The 16,940-nt window shown below is 71.6% G+C and carries 12 protein-coding genes; 8 read left to right on the forward strand and 4 right to left on the reverse strand.

The features are described 5' to 3' along the window. The first annotated feature begins 24 nt into the window (after positions 1-24). The 6 genes from ASF40_RS18195 to ASF40_RS18220 all read left to right on the forward strand — a co-directional run bounded on the left by ASF40_RS18195 (position 25) and on the right by ASF40_RS18220 (position 8,854). Positions 25-966: an ABC transporter permease gene (locus ASF40_RS18195; RefSeq protein ID WP_056371757.1), complete on the forward strand. Its 942-nt coding sequence runs from the start codon at positions 25-27 to the stop codon at positions 964-966. Continuing rightward, positions 963-2,825, forward strand: a complete 1,863-nt coding sequence (locus ASF40_RS18200) for a dipeptide/oligopeptide/nickel ABC transporter permease/ATP-binding protein (RefSeq protein WP_056371759.1) — start codon at positions 963-965, stop codon at positions 2,823-2,825. The genes ASF40_RS18195 and ASF40_RS18200 overlap by 4 nt, the downstream gene beginning before the upstream one ends. Beyond that, the gene (locus ASF40_RS18205) at positions 2,822-3,670 is read left to right on the forward strand and encodes an ATP-binding cassette domain-containing protein (protein ID WP_056371762.1); all 849 of its coding nucleotides are present in this window, start codon (positions 2,822-2,824) and stop codon (positions 3,668-3,670) included. The genes ASF40_RS18200 and ASF40_RS18205 overlap by 4 nt, the downstream gene beginning before the upstream one ends. Positions 3,671-3,757: 87 nt before the next feature. Continuing rightward, on the forward strand, positions 3,758-6,187 hold the full coding sequence (locus ASF40_RS18210) for a beta-glucosidase (protein WP_056371763.1): 2,430 nt from the start codon (positions 3,758-3,760) through the stop codon (positions 6,185-6,187). Continuing rightward, positions 6,184-7,314 carry a serine hydrolase domain-containing protein gene (locus ASF40_RS18215; RefSeq protein ID WP_056371765.1) on the forward strand — a complete coding sequence of 377 codons (1,131 nt, stop codon included), beginning with the start codon at positions 6,184-6,186 and terminating at the stop codon, positions 7,312-7,314. The genes ASF40_RS18210 and ASF40_RS18215 overlap by 4 nt, the downstream gene beginning before the upstream one ends. Before the next feature lie 22 nt (positions 7,315-7,336). Continuing rightward, positions 7,337-8,854, forward strand: a complete 1,518-nt coding sequence (locus ASF40_RS18220) for a glycoside hydrolase family 43 protein (RefSeq protein WP_056371768.1) — start codon at positions 7,337-7,339, stop codon at positions 8,852-8,854. Between the two features lie 102 nt (positions 8,855-8,956). Here ASF40_RS18220 and ASF40_RS18225 read toward each other — a convergent pair whose 3' ends face one another. The 4 genes from ASF40_RS18225 to ASF40_RS18240 form a co-directional block, all read right to left on the reverse strand. Then, positions 8,957-10,453: a DUF1593 domain-containing protein gene (locus tag ASF40_RS18225; protein WP_235560282.1), complete on the reverse strand. Its 1,497-nt coding sequence runs from the start codon at positions 10,451-10,453 to the stop codon at positions 8,957-8,959. Continuing rightward, positions 10,450-11,496 (reverse strand): nucleoside hydrolase, encoded by a 1,047-nt coding sequence (locus ASF40_RS18230; protein WP_082497187.1) that lies wholly within the window; start codon positions 11,494-11,496, stop codon positions 10,450-10,452. Before ASF40_RS18230 ends, ASF40_RS18225 begins: the two co-directional genes overlap by 4 nt. Before the next feature lie 115 nt (positions 11,497-11,611). Further along, complete coding sequence (locus ASF40_RS18235; protein ID WP_056371770.1) at positions 11,612-12,862, reverse strand: D-arabinono-1,4-lactone oxidase; 1,251 nt, start codon at positions 12,860-12,862, stop codon at positions 11,612-11,614. Positions 12,863-12,886: 24 nt separating this feature from the next. Further along, positions 12,887-13,624, reverse strand: a complete 738-nt coding sequence (locus ASF40_RS18240) for a FadR/GntR family transcriptional regulator (protein WP_056371772.1) — start codon at positions 13,622-13,624, stop codon at positions 12,887-12,889. Positions 13,625-13,770: 146 nt separating this feature from the next. Here ASF40_RS18240 and ASF40_RS18245 point away from each other — a divergent pair, with 146 nt between their 5' ends. Both ASF40_RS18245 and ASF40_RS18250 read left to right on the forward strand, forming a co-directional pair. Then, a complete protein-coding gene (locus ASF40_RS18245) occupies positions 13,771-15,084 on the forward strand; it encodes an ABC transporter substrate-binding protein (RefSeq protein ID WP_056371774.1) in 1,314 nt (437 codons plus the stop codon). A gap of 75 nt (positions 15,085-15,159) precedes the next feature. Further along, on the forward strand, positions 15,160-16,842 hold the full coding sequence (locus ASF40_RS18250; protein WP_056371776.1) for a hypothetical protein: 1,683 nt from the start codon (positions 15,160-15,162) through the stop codon (positions 16,840-16,842). Positions 16,843-16,940: the final 98 nt, after the last annotated feature.

Here is a 16,940-nt window from a genome sequence, read left to right on the forward strand (position 1 = left end):
AGACACCACCCACGGGAAAGCGACATGCTCTCATTCATCCTCCGGCGCGTACTGTCGGGCGTCATCCTCATCGCGGTGATCTCGTTCCTCGCGTTCGTCCTCCTGTACGCCGCGGGCGGCGACATCGCCCGCCGCATCCTCGGCGAGAACGCCACCGCCGAGACCGTCGCCAAGAAGACTGAGCAGCTCGGGCTGGACCAGCCGCTGCTGCAGCAGTACTGGAACTGGGTCACCGGCGCCCTCACGGGCGATCTCGGTCGCAGCTGGTTCACCGGCGAGCTCGTCTCGACGAGCGTCAGCAACCGCCTCGCGGTCACCCTCGCGATCGTGATCGGCGCGACCGTCGTCTCGGCGATCGTCTCGGTCGTGCTCGGCATCCTCGCCGCCCGCCGCGGCGGCTGGGTCGACGGCAGCGTCCAGGTGATCTCCCTCATCGGCTTCGCGATCCCCGGCTTCCTCATCGCACTGGGCCTCGTGCTCGTGTTCGCGATCAACCTGGGCTGGTTCAAGGCGACCGGATACGTGCCTGCGACCACCTCGGTGTCGGGCTGGCTCTCGTCCGTGACGCTGCCCATCGTGGCGCTGTCGATCGGCGCGATCGCGGCGGTGTCGCAGCAGGTCCGCGGCTCGGTCATCGACGCGATGTCGCGGGACTACGTCCGCACGCTCCGCTCGCGCGGCCTCAGCACGAACGCGGTCGTATACCGCCACGTGCTCCGCAACGCCGGCGGCCCCGCACTGGCGGTGCTCGCCGTGCAGTTCATCGGCCTCCTCGGTGGGGCCGTCATCGTCGAGCAGGTCTTCGCCATCCCCGGCATGGGCCAGCTCACCGTCCGCGCCACCACCCTCGGCGACATCCCGGTCGTCATGGGCGTCGTGATCGCCTTCGCGGTCATCGTCGTCATCGTGAACCTCCTCATCGACCTCGCCCAGGCGGCGCTGAACCCGAAGGTGCGACTCTCATGACCGCCATCGACGTCCCCCTCGACGTACCGGTCGCGCCGGTACGCGTCTCGCTCTGGCGCCGGCTGGTGCGCCGCCCCGTCGGCCTCGCCTCGCTGATCTTCCTCGTGTTCCTGGGGATCATCGCGATCATCGGGCCGTGGATCGCTCCGCAGGACCCCAACTACGCCGACATCCGCAACGTCCTCGCGTCGCCCAGCGCAGAGCACCTCCTCGGCACCGACGGCAGCGGCCGCGACGTGCTCTCGCGTCTGCTGGCCGCGACCCAGACGACCGTCCTGGCCGCTCTTCTCGCCCTCGTGGTCGCGCTCGTCCTGGGTGTGGTCAGCGGCCTCATCGCCGGCTACTACCAGGGCTGGTTCAACAACGCTGCCACGTGGGTCACCGAGCTGAACATGGCCCTTCCCGGCATCGTGGTGCTGCTCGCGGCGCGCGCCGTGCTCGGCCCGTCGGTCTGGATCTCGATGTTCATCTTCGGCATCCTGCTCGCGCCGGCGTTCTACCGGCTGGTGTACGCGTCGGTGACGGCGGTGCGCACCGAGCTCTACGTCGACGCCGCCCGCGTGTCGGGCCTCAGCGACACGCGCATCATCGGCCGCCACGTGCTCTCGGTCGTGCGGGCTCCGATCATCATCCAGTCCGCGATCATCGCCGGCATCGCCATCGCGATCCAGTCCGGCCTCGAGTTCCTCGGCCTCGGCGACATCGCCGTGCCCACCTGGGGCCAGATGCTCAACGACGGCTTCAAGAACATCTACAAGGAGCCCCTCCTGATGCTCTGGCCGTCGCTCGCGATCGCCCTGACCTGCATCGCGCTGACGCTCCTGGCCAACGTGATGCGCGACGAGATCGAGCGCACCGTCTCGGTGCGGCGCAAGCGCCGCCGCGCGGTCGCGACCGCGACCGGCTCGGTCGCCGCCGTCACGACGTCGGTGGGACTCAGCGGGGGCGACGTCGTCGACCTCGACGAGCCGCCGATCTTCGAGACCGACGGCGTCATCGTCCACAAGGGCGACGCGCGCAGCAAGGCGACCGAGAAGGTGCTCGACGTCCGCGACCTGCACGTCGGCTACGACCAGCCCGACGGCTCGCACATCGAGGTCGTCCACGGCGTCTCGCTCGACATCCGCAAGGGCGAGGTGCACGGTCTCATCGGCGAGTCCGGCTCGGGCAAGACGCAGACCGCGTTCGCGGTGCTGGGCCTGCTCCCCCGCGGCGGCCACGTCACCGGCGGCTCCATCCTGTACGAGGGCACCGAGATCGCCGATGGCGACGACCGCGCCTACGCGGGCCTGCGCGGCAAGCGCATCGGGTACATCCCGCAGGAGCCGATGTCGAACCTCGACCCGTCGTTCACGATCGGCAGCCAGCTGGTCGAGCCGCTGCGCAAGAACCTCGGTCTCTCGAAGAGGGCGGCCACCGACCGCTCGCTCGAGCTGCTCGCCCGGGTCGGCATCCCGAACCCGAAGCGCACGTTCGACGCGTACCCGTTCGAAGTCTCGGGCGGCATGGCGCAGCGCGTGCTCATCGCAGGCGCCGTGTCGACCGACCCCGACCTCATCATCGCCGACGAGCCGACCACGGCCCTCGACGTCACGGTGCAGGCGGAGGTGCTCGAGCTGCTGCGCGACCTGCAGGCCGAGCGCCACATGGCGATGCTCCTGGTGACCCACAACTTCGGCGTCGTCGCCGACCTGTGCGACCGGGTGACCGTCATGCAGAGTGGCCGATTCGTCGAGCAGGGACCGGTGCGCGCGATCTTCAACGACGCGCAGCACCCGTACACGCAGGCACTGCTGGACGCGATCCTCGACGAGGGTCCTGCCCGCGGTCCGCTCGTCACGAAGGGAGCACGGGCATGAGCACTCCGCTGCTGGACATCAAGGACCTCGTCGTCGAGTACCCGGGCAAGGGCTTCCGCGCCCAGCCGTTCCGGGCCCTCAAGGGCGTGTCGCTCGACATCCTTCCGGGTGAGACGGTCGGACTCGTCGGCGAGTCGGGGTCGGGCAAGACCACTCTCGGCCGCGCGGCCCTGGGCCTCGCACCGGTGACCGAGGGGTCGATCGTCTACGACGGCAAGGACATCTCGCACCTCAAGCGCCAGGAGCGCCGCGCGCTCAGCTCCGAGATCCAGGTCGTCTTCCAGGACCCGTACTCGTCGCTGAACCCGTCGATGACGATCGAGCAGATCCTCACCGAGCCGCTCACCGCGGCCGGGGTCTCGTCGAGCGAGGCGAAGTCGCGGGTGCGCGATCTGCTCGATCAGGTGGGGCTTCCCGCCGACGCGCGGGGACGCCTGCCCCGCGAGTTCTCGGGCGGTCAGCGCCAGCGCGTCGCGATCGCCCGGGCGCTCGCCCTGCGGCCGCGGCTCATCGTGTGCGACGAGCCGGTGTCGGCGCTCGATCTGTCGACTCAGGCTCGTGTGCTGGACCTCTTCATCGACATCCAGAACCGCACCGGCGTCGCATACCTCTTCGTCACGCACGACCTCGCGGTGGTGCGCCACATCAGCCACCGCGTCGCGGTGATGTACCGCGGCGAGATCGTCGAGACGGGCGACGGCGACCGGGTGACCTCAGACCCCCAGCACCCCTACACCCAGCGGCTGTTCATGGCCGCGCCCGTGCCCGACCCCGACAAGCAGGAGGAGCGCCGCATCGCGCGGCGCGCACTCCTCGACGCTGAGTCGGCCGCGGGCGTCCTCTGACACGACCGATGCTGCGACCCGGCCCATGAGGGCCGGGTCGCTGCATCCGCCCCACTGACCCTCCTTCCGAGAACGGAAACTCCCCCGATGACCGAGACCGCCACCTCCACGCACCCCGAGTCGGTGCTGCACCTCGTGCCGCTGCTCGAGCGCCTCACCCTCGAGCAGAAGGCGGCTCTCGTGCAGGGTGCCGACTTCTGGACGACCGTCCCCGTTCCCGAGATCGGGCTGCGCGCGATGACCCTGTCGGACGGCCCGGCCGGCGTCCGCGGTCCGCGCTGGGACGAGCGCGAGCCGTCGCTCAACCTGCCGTCGGGCTCGGCCCTCGCGGCGTCGTGGGACGTCGACCTGGCCTACCGGTACGGGGCGGCCGCAGCATCCGAGGCCCGTCGCAAGGGTGTCGACGTCGTCCTCGGACCGACGATCAACCTGCACCGCTCGCCGCTCGGCGGCCGCCACTTCGAGTGCTTCAGCGAGGACCCCGAGCTGAGCGCCGAGCTCGCCGCCGCATACGTGCGCGGCCTGCAGGACAACGGCGTCGCCGCGACGCCGAAGCACTACGTCGCCAACGACGCCGAGACCGACCGCTTCACCGTCGACGTCCGCGTCGACGAGCGGGCGCTGCGGGAGCTCTACCTCGCCCCGTTCGAGCGCGCCGTCGAGGCCGGAGCCTGGACCATCATGAGCGCCTACAACGCGGTCGACGGCGTCACGATGACCGAGAACGACCTGCTCGAGACGCCGCTCAACTCGGAGTGGGGCTTCGACGGCGTCGTGATCAGCGACTGGACCGCCGTCCGTTCGCTCGGCTCCGTGCCGGCCGCGCAGGACCTCGCGATGCCCGGTCCCGCTCCCGCGTGGGCCGACCTGGTGGACGCGATCCGCGACGGCCGCGTGAACGAGGCCGACCTCGACCGCAAGGGGCTGCGCCTGCTGCTGCTCGCCGAGCGCGTCGGCGCCCTCGGCGACGCGACCCCTCTCGAGCCCGCTCGACTCGACGGCCCCGCGTTCGCGCGCGACGCCGCCATCGAGGGCACGGTGCTGCTGCGCAACGAGGGTGTCCTGCCGTTGGATGCCTCGTCCCTCGGCCGCGTCGCCGTCATCGGGCAGAACGCCCGCGAGGCCCGCACGCAGGGCGGCGGCAGCGCCACGGTGATCCCCGAGTCCGTGGTCTCGCCGCTCGAGGCGATCCGCGCCGCGGTGCCGGCGGCCGAGGTGAAGTTCGAGATCGGCGCAGTCGTGCAGGAGGGGGTCGCCGAGATCCCCCTCGCACAGCTGACCAACCCGGCGACCGGTGAGGCCGGCATCCGCGTCGCGTTCTTCGACGCCGACGGCACCGAGCTGTTCGCCGAGAACCGTCGCTCCACGGCGCTGGTCTGGTTCGGCGGCGACGCCCCGATCTCGGCGAGCGCCACGGTGGTGTTCGAGACGGTGTACACGCCCGCCGAGTCGGGCGACATCGAGCTCGGCTTCGCCGGCGCGAACCCGGGCAGGCTGTACGTCGACGAGCGTCTCGTCCTCGACGACGCCCCGGTCATCGAGGGCACCGACCTCGGCGCGGCCTTCCTCAACCCGCCGTCGATCACCGCCACGGTCGCCGTCGAGGCCGGCCGCGAGACCGCCGTCCGCGTGGAGTTCACGCGCGAGAGCCACGGCGCGCTGTCCGGCGCCCTCAGCGCCACGCTGGGCATCGCGCCCGAGCGCACCGATCCCGACGAGCTCATCGCGCGCGCGGTCGCGGAGGCCGCGGCATCCGAGGTCGCGATCGTCGTCGTGGGCACGAACGCGAAGGTCGAGTCGGAGGGCTACGACCGCACCAGCCTCGACCTCCCCGGCCGCCAGGACGACCTGGTGCGCGCCGTCGCCGCCACCGGAACCCCGACGATCGTCGTGGTGAACGCCGGTTCGCCGGTCGTGCTGCCGTGGGCGGACGAGGTCGCGGCCGTCGTGCAGGGGTACTTCGGGGGCCAGGAGTTCGGGCACGCGATCGCCGACGTGCTGACCGGAGCCGCCGAGCCCGGCGGGCGCCTGCCCACGACGTGGCCCGCGGCCCTCGCCGACGTGCCGGTGACCGAGGTCGTTCCGACCGACGGCCGGCTCGACTACCGCGAAGGGCTGCACATCGGCTACCGCGCGTGGCTGAAGGCCGATGCCGAGCCGGCGTTCCCGTTCGGTCACGGGCTCGGTTACACGACATGGTCGTGGGGTGCGGCGCAGCGCATCGGCGACGCGGTCGAGGTGACGCTCGCGAACACCGGCGACCGCGCCGGCAAGCAGGTCGTGCAGGTCTACGCCGAGCGCGCGGAGTCCGCGGTGGAGCGCCCCGAGCGCTGGCTCGTCGGCTTCGCGACCGTGCACGCCGCACCTGGCGAGACCGTCACCGCGACCGTCCCCGTGCCGGCCCGCCGCCTCGCCCACTGGGCGGGCGAGTGGGTCGTCGAGCCGGGCGCGTTCACGCTCCGCGCCGGCGCGTCGGTGGTGGACCTGCCGCTCGCGGTCGACTGGACCGCTGCGTGAAGGCGCTCGACACCGCCCACCTGAGCGGGAGCGCAGACGAGCGGTTGGAGGAGGTCGTCACGCGCCTCGACGGACTGCTCGCCGCCGACCCCGATCTGTCGTTCCAGGTCGCGGCGTTCCACGACGGCAAGCCGGTGCTCGACGCGTGGGGCGGACCGCACCTGGTCGAGGACTCGGTCATCGTGCCCTACTCGGTCACGAAGAACACGATCGGGCTCTCGATCGGCCTGCTCGTCGAGCGCGGCGAGCTCGACCTCGACGAGCGCGTCGCGACCTACTGGCCCGAGTTCGCGGCGAAGGGCAAGCAGCATGTGACGGTGCGGCAGCTGCTGTCGCACCAGGCGGGCCTCCCGCAGGCGGACCCCGCGCTCAGCTGGGACGAGCTGCTCGACCACCACGCGGCGGCGGAGCGCCTGGCGGCGAGCCGGCCGTACTGGCACCCGGGAAGCGCGTTCGGCTACCACGCCATCACGATCGGCAACCTGGGCGACGAGCTCGTCTTCCGGGTGACCGGCCGCACGCTCCACGAGTTCTACGAGCAGGAGATCCGGGCGCCGCACGGCATCGACTTCTTCCTCGGCCTCCCGCCCGAGCACGAGGGCCGTCGCGTCGACGTGCTGCCGATGATCAAGCCCGTCTCCGACACGTCCGCGCCGACGTTCTCGGCCCTGGGCCCCGTCGTCTTCGGCTCGATGGGCGGCGACGTCGACCTCGGCAACTCGCGCCGCAGCTGGGAGTACGGGCACCCGGCCGGCTCGGGGACCGGCACGGCCCGTGGTATCGCGCGACTGTTCGCGGCGGCCGTCACCGGCGTCGACGGCGCCGAGCCCTTCCTCAGCGCCGACACGGTCGCCGAGATCGGACAGCAGCAGATCCGCGGGTACGACGAGGTGCTCCACCAGCAGGACCGCGCCCACGCGATCGTGTTCCAGAAGCCGTCGCAGCAGCTCGCGTTCGGCGGGCCGCGCGCGTTCGGCCACGATGGCGCGGCCGGCGCGCTGGCCTGCGTCGACCCCGACACCGGCCTCGCGTTCGCATGGACCATCGCGCGCGGCCCGTGGCCGGGCGGGGCGGACCCGCGCGCCGTGGCACTCGCCCGGGAACTCGGCATCCGTCTCTCGTCCTGAACCTCGCCTCCGAAGGAACCTCGTGACCACGCTCTACAACCCCCTCATCAACGGCTTCCACCCCGACCCGAGCGTCGTGGCGGTGGACGGCGTGTACTACCTCGCGACCTCGACGTTCGAGTACCTGCCGGGCATCCCGATCCACCGCTCGACCGACTTCGAGACGTGGGAGCTCATCGGCCACGTCGCGACCAGGCCCGGGCAGCTCGCCGTCGAGGACGTGCCCACGGCCGGAGGCGCCTGGGCGCCGACGATCCGTCACCGCGACGGCGTGTTCCACCTCGTCATCACCGACGCGATGGGCCGCGGCATGCTGCATTTCACGGCGACGGACGCCGCGGGCCCGTGGAGCGACGGCGACCTCATCCTGAAGGCGGACGGGTCGGAATCCGTCGACGGCATCGACCCCGACATCGCGTGGGACTCCGACGGCAACGTGTACATCACGTTCTCGGGCCTCATCCTCGGCGGCGAGAACGTCGGGCAGCACCTCGGCATCCAGCAGGTGAAGGTCGACCTCGAGCGTCACCTCGCCCTCGAGGAGCCCCGATCGCTGTGGTCGGGCACGGGCGGCCAGTTCCCCGAGGCGCCGCACCTCTACGACGTCGACGGCCGCTGGTACCTGATGATCGCCGAGGGCGGCACCGAGCGTGGGCACGGCATCTCGATCGCGCGCGGCGACTCGCCCGAGGGCCCGTTCGAGACCGCGCCGCACAACCCGCTCGTCTCGGCCCGCTCGACGATCCGTCCCATCCAGAACACCGGACACGGCGACCTGGTGATCGGTCCGGACGGCGACTGGCTGTGCGTGCTGCTGGGGGTGCGGCCCCGGAGCATGACCCGCGCATTCTCGGCTCTCGGTCGCGAGACCTTCGTCACGCCCGTGCGCTGGGAGGACGACGGCTGGCCCGCGATCGATCCGGTGCTGCTCAACCCTCGACCCGGCACGCGCGTCGAGGTGGATTTCGCCCCCGACCGCGCGCTCGACGGCGAGTGGATCGCCGTCCGCTCGCTGCCCGCCGACCACGCCGATCTCTCGGCGCGGCCGGGCTGGCTCACTCTGCGCGCAGACGGCTCGACCCTCGACGATGCGCACCCGGTCTTCGTCGGACGCCGCCAGGAGCACCTCACCAACGCCGTGACGGTGACCGTGGATGCCTCCGCCGGCGTGGGCGGCCTGGCCGTGCGCTACGACGAGCGCTTCCACGTCGAGATCGAGGCGCGCGGCGGCGAGGTCGTCGGCCGCGCCGTCCTCGGCGGCCTCGTGCAGGAGTGGCGCGCGCCCTTCGGCGGCGGCGTGGTCGATCTGCATCTCGAGTCGCGGGCGCCCGAGCCGACTCGCGGGTTCCCGCGCACGAGCGACGTCTTCCACCTCGGTTTCACCGCGGCCGGAGGTGAGCGTGTCGAGCTCGCCGAGGTCGACGGCCGCTTCCTGTCGTCCGAGACGACGGAGTCGTTCACCGGCCGCGTGATCGGCGTGTACGCCGTCGAGGGCGACGTCGCCGTGCTGCGCTGGGTCGCAGAAGGCGACGACGTCTGACGGCGGGCCGAGACAGGGGATCCGCGACGAGACCGAGGACTTCGGCCCTTGGTTCGGCGAGGGTCCCCTGTTTCGGCGAACCGGGCACCCGAACCGGGGGCGCTACCCGGCGGCGACCGTGAGGATCACTCGCTGGTAGGCGTGGAGGGGCAGCGGTGTGCGGGGGTCGGATGCCTCGGCCACCACGTGGATCGTGTCGCCGGGGCGCGCGTCGCCAGGAACCCGGACGGTGACCTGCGAACCCTCGGCGGGCTCGAGCACGACGTCGGCCGTGCACGTGCCCGCTTCGCGGTTGATCCACCAGCCCACCTGCGCATGCGCGCCGCCCGGTCCGCCGACCACGACCGAGAGCCGGGTGTCGGAGCCCGCCACGACCTCCAGGTCGACTCCCTGCTCGATCGTCAGCGTGGGGTGGTGGTCGGCATCCTCGAACCGCGGGGTCACGCTCCACCGGAGGCGTGCGGCGAAGTCGGCCTGCGCGTGGGCGAACCACCGCACCACCGATCCCTCGTCGCCCGCGGGGGCGCCGTCCGCCCATTCGGCTACGCCGGGCCGGAACGCGGCATCCGCGAGACCCCACGTGTCGGCGCCCTCGTCGGTCCGGACGTAGCGGCCGCCCCAGCCGCCGTACGACGGATGCTCGTGGGCGCGCAGCCCCGGCGCGATAAGGTTCAGCATGTTCGTGGTGTCGCCCTCGGAGATCCACTCGCCCGCGGGCTGCGGGTCCATCCACACCTGGTAGCCCTGCGCCCGCAGGTCGTAGGCCGACACACCGGAGAGGTGGAAGTAGTCCGTGACGTCGCCGGGCACCATCTGCCGCCCGTCGCCCCACACGCGGTAGAGCGCGCCGAGCGGACCGACGCTCGTGACGTTGTCGCGCATCCACCGGGCACCGAGCAGATGCTGATCACGCGCCGGTACCGTCTTGCGTGCCATGTACCCCCAGGCGAGGGTCGCCACTTCGATCACCCGGATGCCGGGCCACGTCGGCGCGATGTACTCGTCGTAGGTGGCGTCCTGAGAGGCGAATTTCGTGATGACGGCTTTCGCCGACACCTCTGCGCGGATCCGCTCCCAGTCCGCGGTGTCGGCGAAGCGCTCCTCGATCGACAGGAGTGCGCGAGCGACCGTGCTCGGCCCGGCCCACAGCTGCAGGTGGAGCGGCCCGGGCCGATCGTCGAGGAGCGCGTCGGCGATGAGGCGCGAGCCCGGCGACTCCGACGAGATGTCGCCCTCGAAGTCGACGTTGCCCTCACGGATGAGCGAGCGCAGGTGGGACGGATCCGGATACCGCGGGTCGTGCACGACGAGGTTGTCGTACACCTCGGCATAGGCGTCGACGGCGTCGTCGATGAAGCGCTCCCCCGGCGCCCAGCGCCAGGAGGTCTGCGGGGCGTCGTACTCGCGACCGGGCAGGAAGAACTCCGTGCCGGCGCCGTCACCGCGCCAGTGGAACCTGCTGCTCGCGTAGACGAGGCCCTCGATCTCGACCTCGTTGCTGAACAGCAGAAGCCGGATCATCGAGTTGAGGTCGTCGAGCTCAGGGTCGGCGGTGACGATGGTCCGGGGCCGCGGGGCCACGTTCGGCGGGGCGGTCACGCGCCCGCCGCCTGCCACCGGCCGAACTCGGCCAGCTTGACGTAGAAGTCCTCGAACATGAGCCGCGTGTCGACCCACGTGTAGACCCTCATCGGTCTCGCACCGGGGACGTCGACATACCCTCCGTCGTCGCTCAGGGCAGGGGTCGGGCGCTCGACGTACCGACTCGAGGACGGGTCGGCCTCGAACACCGACTGCAGCGCCGTGAGCAGCACGAGCGGCGAGTCGCCGAGGGCGTAGGTCTCTGCTCCGCCGCCGACGTGGGTCGCGACCATCCGCATGACGAAGGCCACCTCGTCGTACAGGTAGCGCCCGAGCGGACCCGTCTCGGCGACGCGCACGCGCAGCTCGGCATCCGAGACGAGGCACTGGCGGTACACGTCGCGCGGCACCTGCCACAGCGGGATCGGCGAGTCGCCGAAGACGACCTGCCCCGCGACCGGGTCGATGAGCAGGTTGTACTCGATCGGCATGGCGCTCGGCGGCGGCACCGCGAGCCCCTCGTGCTCTTCGCCGCCGATCCACACGAGCGTCAGCCGCTCGGCGATGCGCGGCTCGACGAGGTAGGCCGAGGCGATGTCGGTCAGCCCGCCGCCGGCGACGTAGAACAGCGGGGTCGACACGTCGTCGCGCAGCGCCTCGGCGATGATCGCGTCGACGGCCGGCGACGGGCGCGGAGTGCTCCGGTCAGCGAGAGGCTCGTCGGACCCGACCACGATCACCTCGGTGGAGGTCAGCCCCATGCGGACGAAGACGTCGTTCGCGATCACGGCGGCGTTCTGCGCACTCCGGCCGGAGGGGTCGAAGCCGTCATCGGCACGAAGGTGCGAGGCGACGACGAGGCGCACCTCGACGCTGGGCGACAGCAGGTGGTGCACGAGCTGGTAGAGGTCGTCGGGATCGCCCGAGAAGTCGTTGTCGATGATGATCCTCGCGCGCGGAGGGCCCAGCGGGGGCAGCTTCTGCCACGGCGTGGTCCCGAGGCTCCAGCTGCGCGCGGCGCGGTCGGTCGGGCGGGTGTCCCCGCTCGGAATCTGGGTCATCTTCGACTTTCCCTTTCGCCGCGGCGTCACGAACGATCTCCCGGGTCACTGTAACACCGGTTGACCAATTCACGGTCGACTCCCGCCTTGTCGGTCCTCCACGCGACGCGCCGGGTCAGCGGGGGTCGCGTACGCCGAGGCGCTCGAGGTGCGCGTTCGAGAAGCGGCCTTCGGGGTCGAGGCGCTCGAACACCGCGCGTGCGTCGGCGAGACGCGGGTGCACGCGCTCGATCGCGGCGCGGTCGAAGCCGTGGAGCTTGCCCCAGTGCGGGCGCGCGTCGAACGGCTCGAGCGCGGCTTCGACGCGTGCGACCGCGGCGGCGACGTCGTCGGGGTGGTTGTGCCAGGTGAAGTGGATGATCACGACGTCGCGACGGTAGGCCGGGCTCAGCCACAGCTCGTCCGCGGCGGCGGTGCGCAGCTCGGTCCAGATGAGATGGGGACGGATGCTGTCGCCCAGCGTCCGCACCGCCTCCAGCGCTGCCCGCGCATCGGCGCGCGCCACGAAATACTCGCTCTGGATCTCGTCGCCGAACGACGGCTCGGCATCGAGGCGGAAGTGCGGCAGGCGCAGCATCCACGGTCCGGGGACGCCTGCGATCTCGGTGATGTTGTCCTCCACGCCGAGGGGCGAGTCGCCCTCCGTCGCGCGGACGCCGTCGAGGATCGTGTCGGGCACCGAGTCGTCGTCCGCGGCCAGGCGCGTCTTCAGCCACACGTAGCCGACCGACGGCTCCTCCCAGCGCGAGAACACCGACACGCTGTATCCGGCGGACGTGAGGGCGTCGTAGTCGGCGAGCGCGGCCTCCCACGTGATGCCGGTGTAGATGTCCTGGCGCATGCGGAACGCGGGCACGATGTCGAGGGTGAGCGACACCACGATGCCGTAGGCGCCGAGGCCCACGACGAGGGCGTCGAAGTCGGGCTCGCCGCGGCGCACCTCGTGCACCTCGGCGTCGGCTCCGACGTAGCGCAGCGCCCGGACGGAGGCCGAGAGCACCCGATTCGCGTCGCCCGACCCGTGGGTGCCCGTCGCCGTCGCGCCGCCGACGTTGATGTGCGGCAGCGAACCCATGTTCCCGAGCGCCCACCCGCGGTCGTCGAGCCACACGGCGAGCACTCCGTAGCGGATGCCGGCGGGCACCGTGACCGCCTGCGCGGCCTCGTCCAGCTCGAACTCGGCCGCGAACCCGGTCACATCGACGAGCGTGCCGGTGGTGTCGGGGAGGTCGGTGAACGAGTGCCGCGTGCCGAGCGCGCGCACGCGCCCCGGCTCACGCAGCACCCGCTGGACGTCGTCGACCGACGTCGCCTCGACGATCCGGTGCGCGGCGTACTCGTACGTTCCAGCCCAATTGCGCGGCATCGCGCCTCCTTCGGACGATCCGGGTCAGTGTGCGGCTTCGGCCGCGAGGCGCTGCGAGGCGGTCGCCATGTGGAGGGCCATCGCGGAGGCGGCGGCATCCTCGTCCTGCGCCTCGATCGCGCGGAAGACGGCGTCGTGCTCGTCGATGGCGGTGCGGGCCTCGGCCTCGTCGTGGACGGCCCGGTCCGCGTACACCTGCAGCAGCGACCGCACCACATGCAGCAGGTCGATCAGCGTGTCGTTGCCCGCGGCCGCGGCGAGCGCGTGATGGAAGTCGAGGTCCGCGCGCGCGAAGGCCTTGAGGTCGCCCACGCCGGACCGCATGCGCTCGAGGGACCCTGCGATCGCGCGGAGATCGGATGCTGCGGCCCGGCCCGCGGCGAGCCGCGCGACGTAGATCTCGAGCCCCGAGCGCAGCTCGAGCAGCTCGGCCGTGTTCTTCTGGCCGATGAGGAGCCCCCAGCGCAGCGTCTGCGGCAGCAGCTCGCTCGCGGTCCCGCGGAGGTACGTGCCCGACCCGGGGCGGACGTCGACGATGCCGAGGATCTCGAGCGCAGCGAGGGCCTCTCGCACCGCGGACCGCCCGACGCCCAGCGTCGCCGCCAACTGCCGCTCCGGCGGCAGGCGGGTGCCCGCCTCGAGGTCGCCGCTCGTGAAGAGGTCCATCAGGCGGCGAGCGACCTCCGAGACCGGCGTGCCGGCCGGGAGGGCGCCCAGGGCCGCCGTGATCTCGGCCGAGCGATCGTCGGGGTAGGCGGGCATGCGAACAACTTACGGCAGTCGCGACGACTCTGGGATTGCTTTCGGTCAACCGGTTTGTCAGACTGTGGACCGGCGACGTCAGTCGCCTTTCTCACAGCCAAACGAGAAAACGTTTCCTGAAGCTCGAAGACGAGAGGTCGATCACAATGAAGTTCCGAAACAGGAGGCTCATCGCGGGAGTGGCGGGAGTGGGCCTGATCGCCCTCGCCGGACTCACGGGCTGCGCGTCCGCTGCCCCCGTGAGCAGCCAGCCGACCCTCGACCCCGACGAGGAAGCATCGATCACCTTCACGTTCTGGGGCAACGATGTGCGCGCCGAGCTCTACAACGAGGCGATCGCCGCGTTCGAGGAGCAGCACCCCAACATCGATGTCTCCGTGCTGTTCCTCTCCCCCAACGACTACTGGGAGAAGCGCCAGATCGAAGCCAGCGGCGGGGGCCTGCCCGACGTGGTCACGATGGATCTCGCCTACATCCGCCAGTACTCGCAGAGCGGGTCGCTGCTCGACCTCGAGCCGTACCTCGGCAGCATCATCCAGACCGACCCGATCGAGCCGTCGGTGCTCGGCGCCGGCGTGGTCGACGGGGTCACCACGGCGGTGCCGATCTCCACGAACGCCTGGTCGATGTTCATGAACACGACGACGCTCGACGAGGTCGGCGTCGAGCCGTTCGCCGGCGGGACGTGGGACGAGTACTACGAGTGGGTCGCCGAGGTGACCGACGCCGCGCAGGCGGCCGGCGTGCCGGACGTCTGGGGCGGCGTCGACCCGTCCTCGCGCTTCGTGAACTTCGAGATGCAGCTGCGCGCCGAGGGCAAGGATCTCTTCGACGACGAGGGCAACCCCGGCTTCGACGAGGAGCGCCTCACGGAGTACTGGGAAGAGGGCGCCGACGCGCGCGAGGGCGGCGCCTTCGTGCCCCAGCAGCGGGTCGCCGAGGTGCAGCCGCTGACCGCCTTCGATGCCGGACTCGGCGCGAGCGACACGCAGACGGACAACTTCCTCGCGGGCTACCTCGCGAACCTGGGCGAGGGCAACGAGGTCACGCTGCAGGCACCTCCGCTGTCGGTGGACGGCGCGAAGGACCTCTACCTCAAGGCGTCGCAGATGTACTCCATCGCGGCGAACTCGGAGCACCCCGCCGCGGCGGCCACGCTCATCGACTTCCTCATCAACTCGCCGGAGTCGGGCGAGATCTTCGGCACCAACCGCGGCCTGCCGGCCTCGGCGACGGCGCGGGAGGCCGCGGACCTCGATCCGGTGAGCCAGGACATCGTGGACTACGAGGCGTCGATCGCCGACCGCCTGGGCGAGGCGCCGCCGGCGCCGATCGTCGGCTACGGCTCGCTGCACGAGAAGTTCCGTGAGCTGACGGAGGAGCTGAACTTCGGCACGCTCACGGTCGACCAGGCCGTCGAGCAGTTCTTCGCCGAGATGGACGTGGTGCTGAACCAGTAGCCCGTTCCGTGCGGCGGCCGACTCCAGGGAACGTCGGCCGCCGCACCTCGCTTTCACCCTCCGAGGAGCCTCCCCGTGCCCGTCGACGAATCCGCCGCCCCCTCATCCGCTCCCGCCCCGCCCCGTCCGTCGCTCGGCATCCAGGGGCCGGTCGTCGCGTTCCAGGACCCCTGGGCGGGAGCCGCCTCGGACGAGATCATGCGCACGGGGACCGGCATCCCCATCCCGTCGCAGGATCCGCCGCCGACGCCGCGCGAGTTCGTGGGCGTGCTGCGCGACCTCGGCGCCGACTTCTACGTGCACCACGTGGTCCCGACCCACGCCGACCACAGCGCGCTGCTGGGCGACCTCGCCGACGCCGGCATCGACCTCGTGCTGGGCAACGAGTACGGCAACATCAACGGGCCCTTCGCCGACGGCACGAACCGGTACGACCTCCCGGCGGATCTGATCCGGGATGCTGCGACCGCCGGCGTGCTCGCCGGCGTGCTGTACGACGAGCCCGAACACCTCCAGATCCACGCCGATCAGTACCGGCACGACGCCCACCTGCCCCACTTCGGTCAGACCGAGGGCCTCGGGGCGGACGAGGCCGTCGCGGTGATCGACGACGCCGCGCGCGGCATCGTGCGCGACGTCGACGCCGCGACCTCCGCTGCGGGCTCCGCGTCCGTTCCGGTGCTCGCCGAGCAGGTGTTCCCCGTGATGTTCCACACGCTCGCCCGCGCCGGGATGACGCCGGCGCCCAAGGTGATGAAGGAGTCGTTCCAGCCGCTGCAGCTCGGCACCGCGCTCGGTGCGGCCGTTCAGTACGGGCGCGAACTGTGGATCTGCGCGGATCTGTGGGGCCCCGACATCGGGCCGTGGCTCACCCGCGCCCCGGGCTTCCCCGGCCACTCGCCCGCCGAGTTCGCGTCGGCGCTGCGCCTGGCCTACCTCTTCGCCCCCACGCGGCTGTTCGTCGAGAACATCGACGTGCTGGTGCGCCACCGCGGTTCGGGCGCGTTCGAGCGCACCGCCCACGGCGAGGTCTGGCGGGAGTTCGTCCGCGACTTCGTGCCGCGGCATCCACTCCGCTGGAGCCATCGCGATGCCCGCGCCGACATCGCCCTCGTCCATGCCGACGACAGCGACTTCGGCCGCGGCGCGCGGCCGTTCGGCAACCGTGCGACGACGGCGCCCGCCACCTCCCGCAGCGTTTTCGAGGCCTGGCACGCGCTCAGCCACGGGCAGCTTCCCGACCACGGAAGCTGCCTCCACATCCCCGGCTACGACTTCCCCCGTCACGAGCTGAACGGCATCCCCCGGCCGCGGTTCCCGCTCGACGCGGGCGCTGCCGAGCCGACCCGCATGCACGGGCTGTTCCAGCCGACCCGCAGCACGCTCGTGTTCGACGAGCACGTGCGTGCCGATCAGCTCGCCGACGCGGGCCTGGTCGTGGTCGCGGGCAGCCGGCTCCCCCGCACGACGCTCGAGGCGCTGCGCGCCCACGCGCGGGCCGGCGCGACCGTGCTCATCGCCGCCTGGCTGTGCGATCCCGAGCGTTCGCGGTCCGCGCGGGTCGGCCGCGGAAGCTGGGTCGTGTACGAGACGCTCGACGACGACGCCGCGCAGGACGCGATCGCCGCACACGCCGGCGAGCCCGACGTCTGGACGCAGCGCTTCGGCGATGTCGAGCTGCGCATCTCCGCGACGAGTCCCGGCGGCGAGACGCTCGAGTTCGAGATCGCGGATGCTGCGACCCGCCGCGTCGCCTGAACCCGCGCTTCCCCGCGCCGGCGTGCGCACAGCTCCGTGCGTGACGCGGCGGCGCGGCCGCGGCATCCCTTCTCACTTGCAATTGGTCAACCGGTTTG

Origin of the sequence: Microbacterium sp. Leaf288, from assembly GCF_001422925.1 — a bacterium.
Taxonomy (GTDB): Bacteria; Actinomycetota; Actinomycetes; order Actinomycetales; family Microbacteriaceae; genus Microbacterium.

Bases quoted from the DNA above. Each gene is read 5' to 3' on its own strand.
- ASF40_RS18195 (WP_056371757.1), top strand. From the start codon at position 25: ATGCTCTCATTCATCCTCCGGCGCGTACTGTCGGGCGTCATCCTCATC.
- ASF40_RS18200 (WP_056371759.1), top strand. From the start codon at position 963: ATGACCGCCATCGACGTCCCCCTCGACGTACCGGTCGCGCCGGTACGC.
- ASF40_RS18205 (WP_056371762.1), top strand. From the start codon at position 2,822: ATGAGCACTCCGCTGCTGGACATCAAGGACCTCGTCGTCGAGTACCCG.
- ASF40_RS18210 (WP_056371763.1), top strand. From the start codon at position 3,758: ATGACCGAGACCGCCACCTCCACGCACCCCGAGTCGGTGCTGCACCTC.
- ASF40_RS18230 (WP_082497187.1), bottom strand. From the start codon at position 11,496: ATGACCCAGATTCCGAGCGGGGACACCCGCCCGACCGACCGCGCCGCG.
- ASF40_RS18235 (WP_056371770.1), bottom strand. From the start codon at position 12,862: ATGCCGCGCAATTGGGCTGGAACGTACGAGTACGCCGCGCACCGGATC.
- ASF40_RS18240 (WP_056371772.1), bottom strand. From the start codon at position 13,624: ATGCCCGCCTACCCCGACGATCGCTCGGCCGAGATCACGGCGGCCCTG.
- ASF40_RS18245 (WP_056371774.1), top strand. From the start codon at position 13,771: ATGAAGTTCCGAAACAGGAGGCTCATCGCGGGAGTGGCGGGAGTGGGC.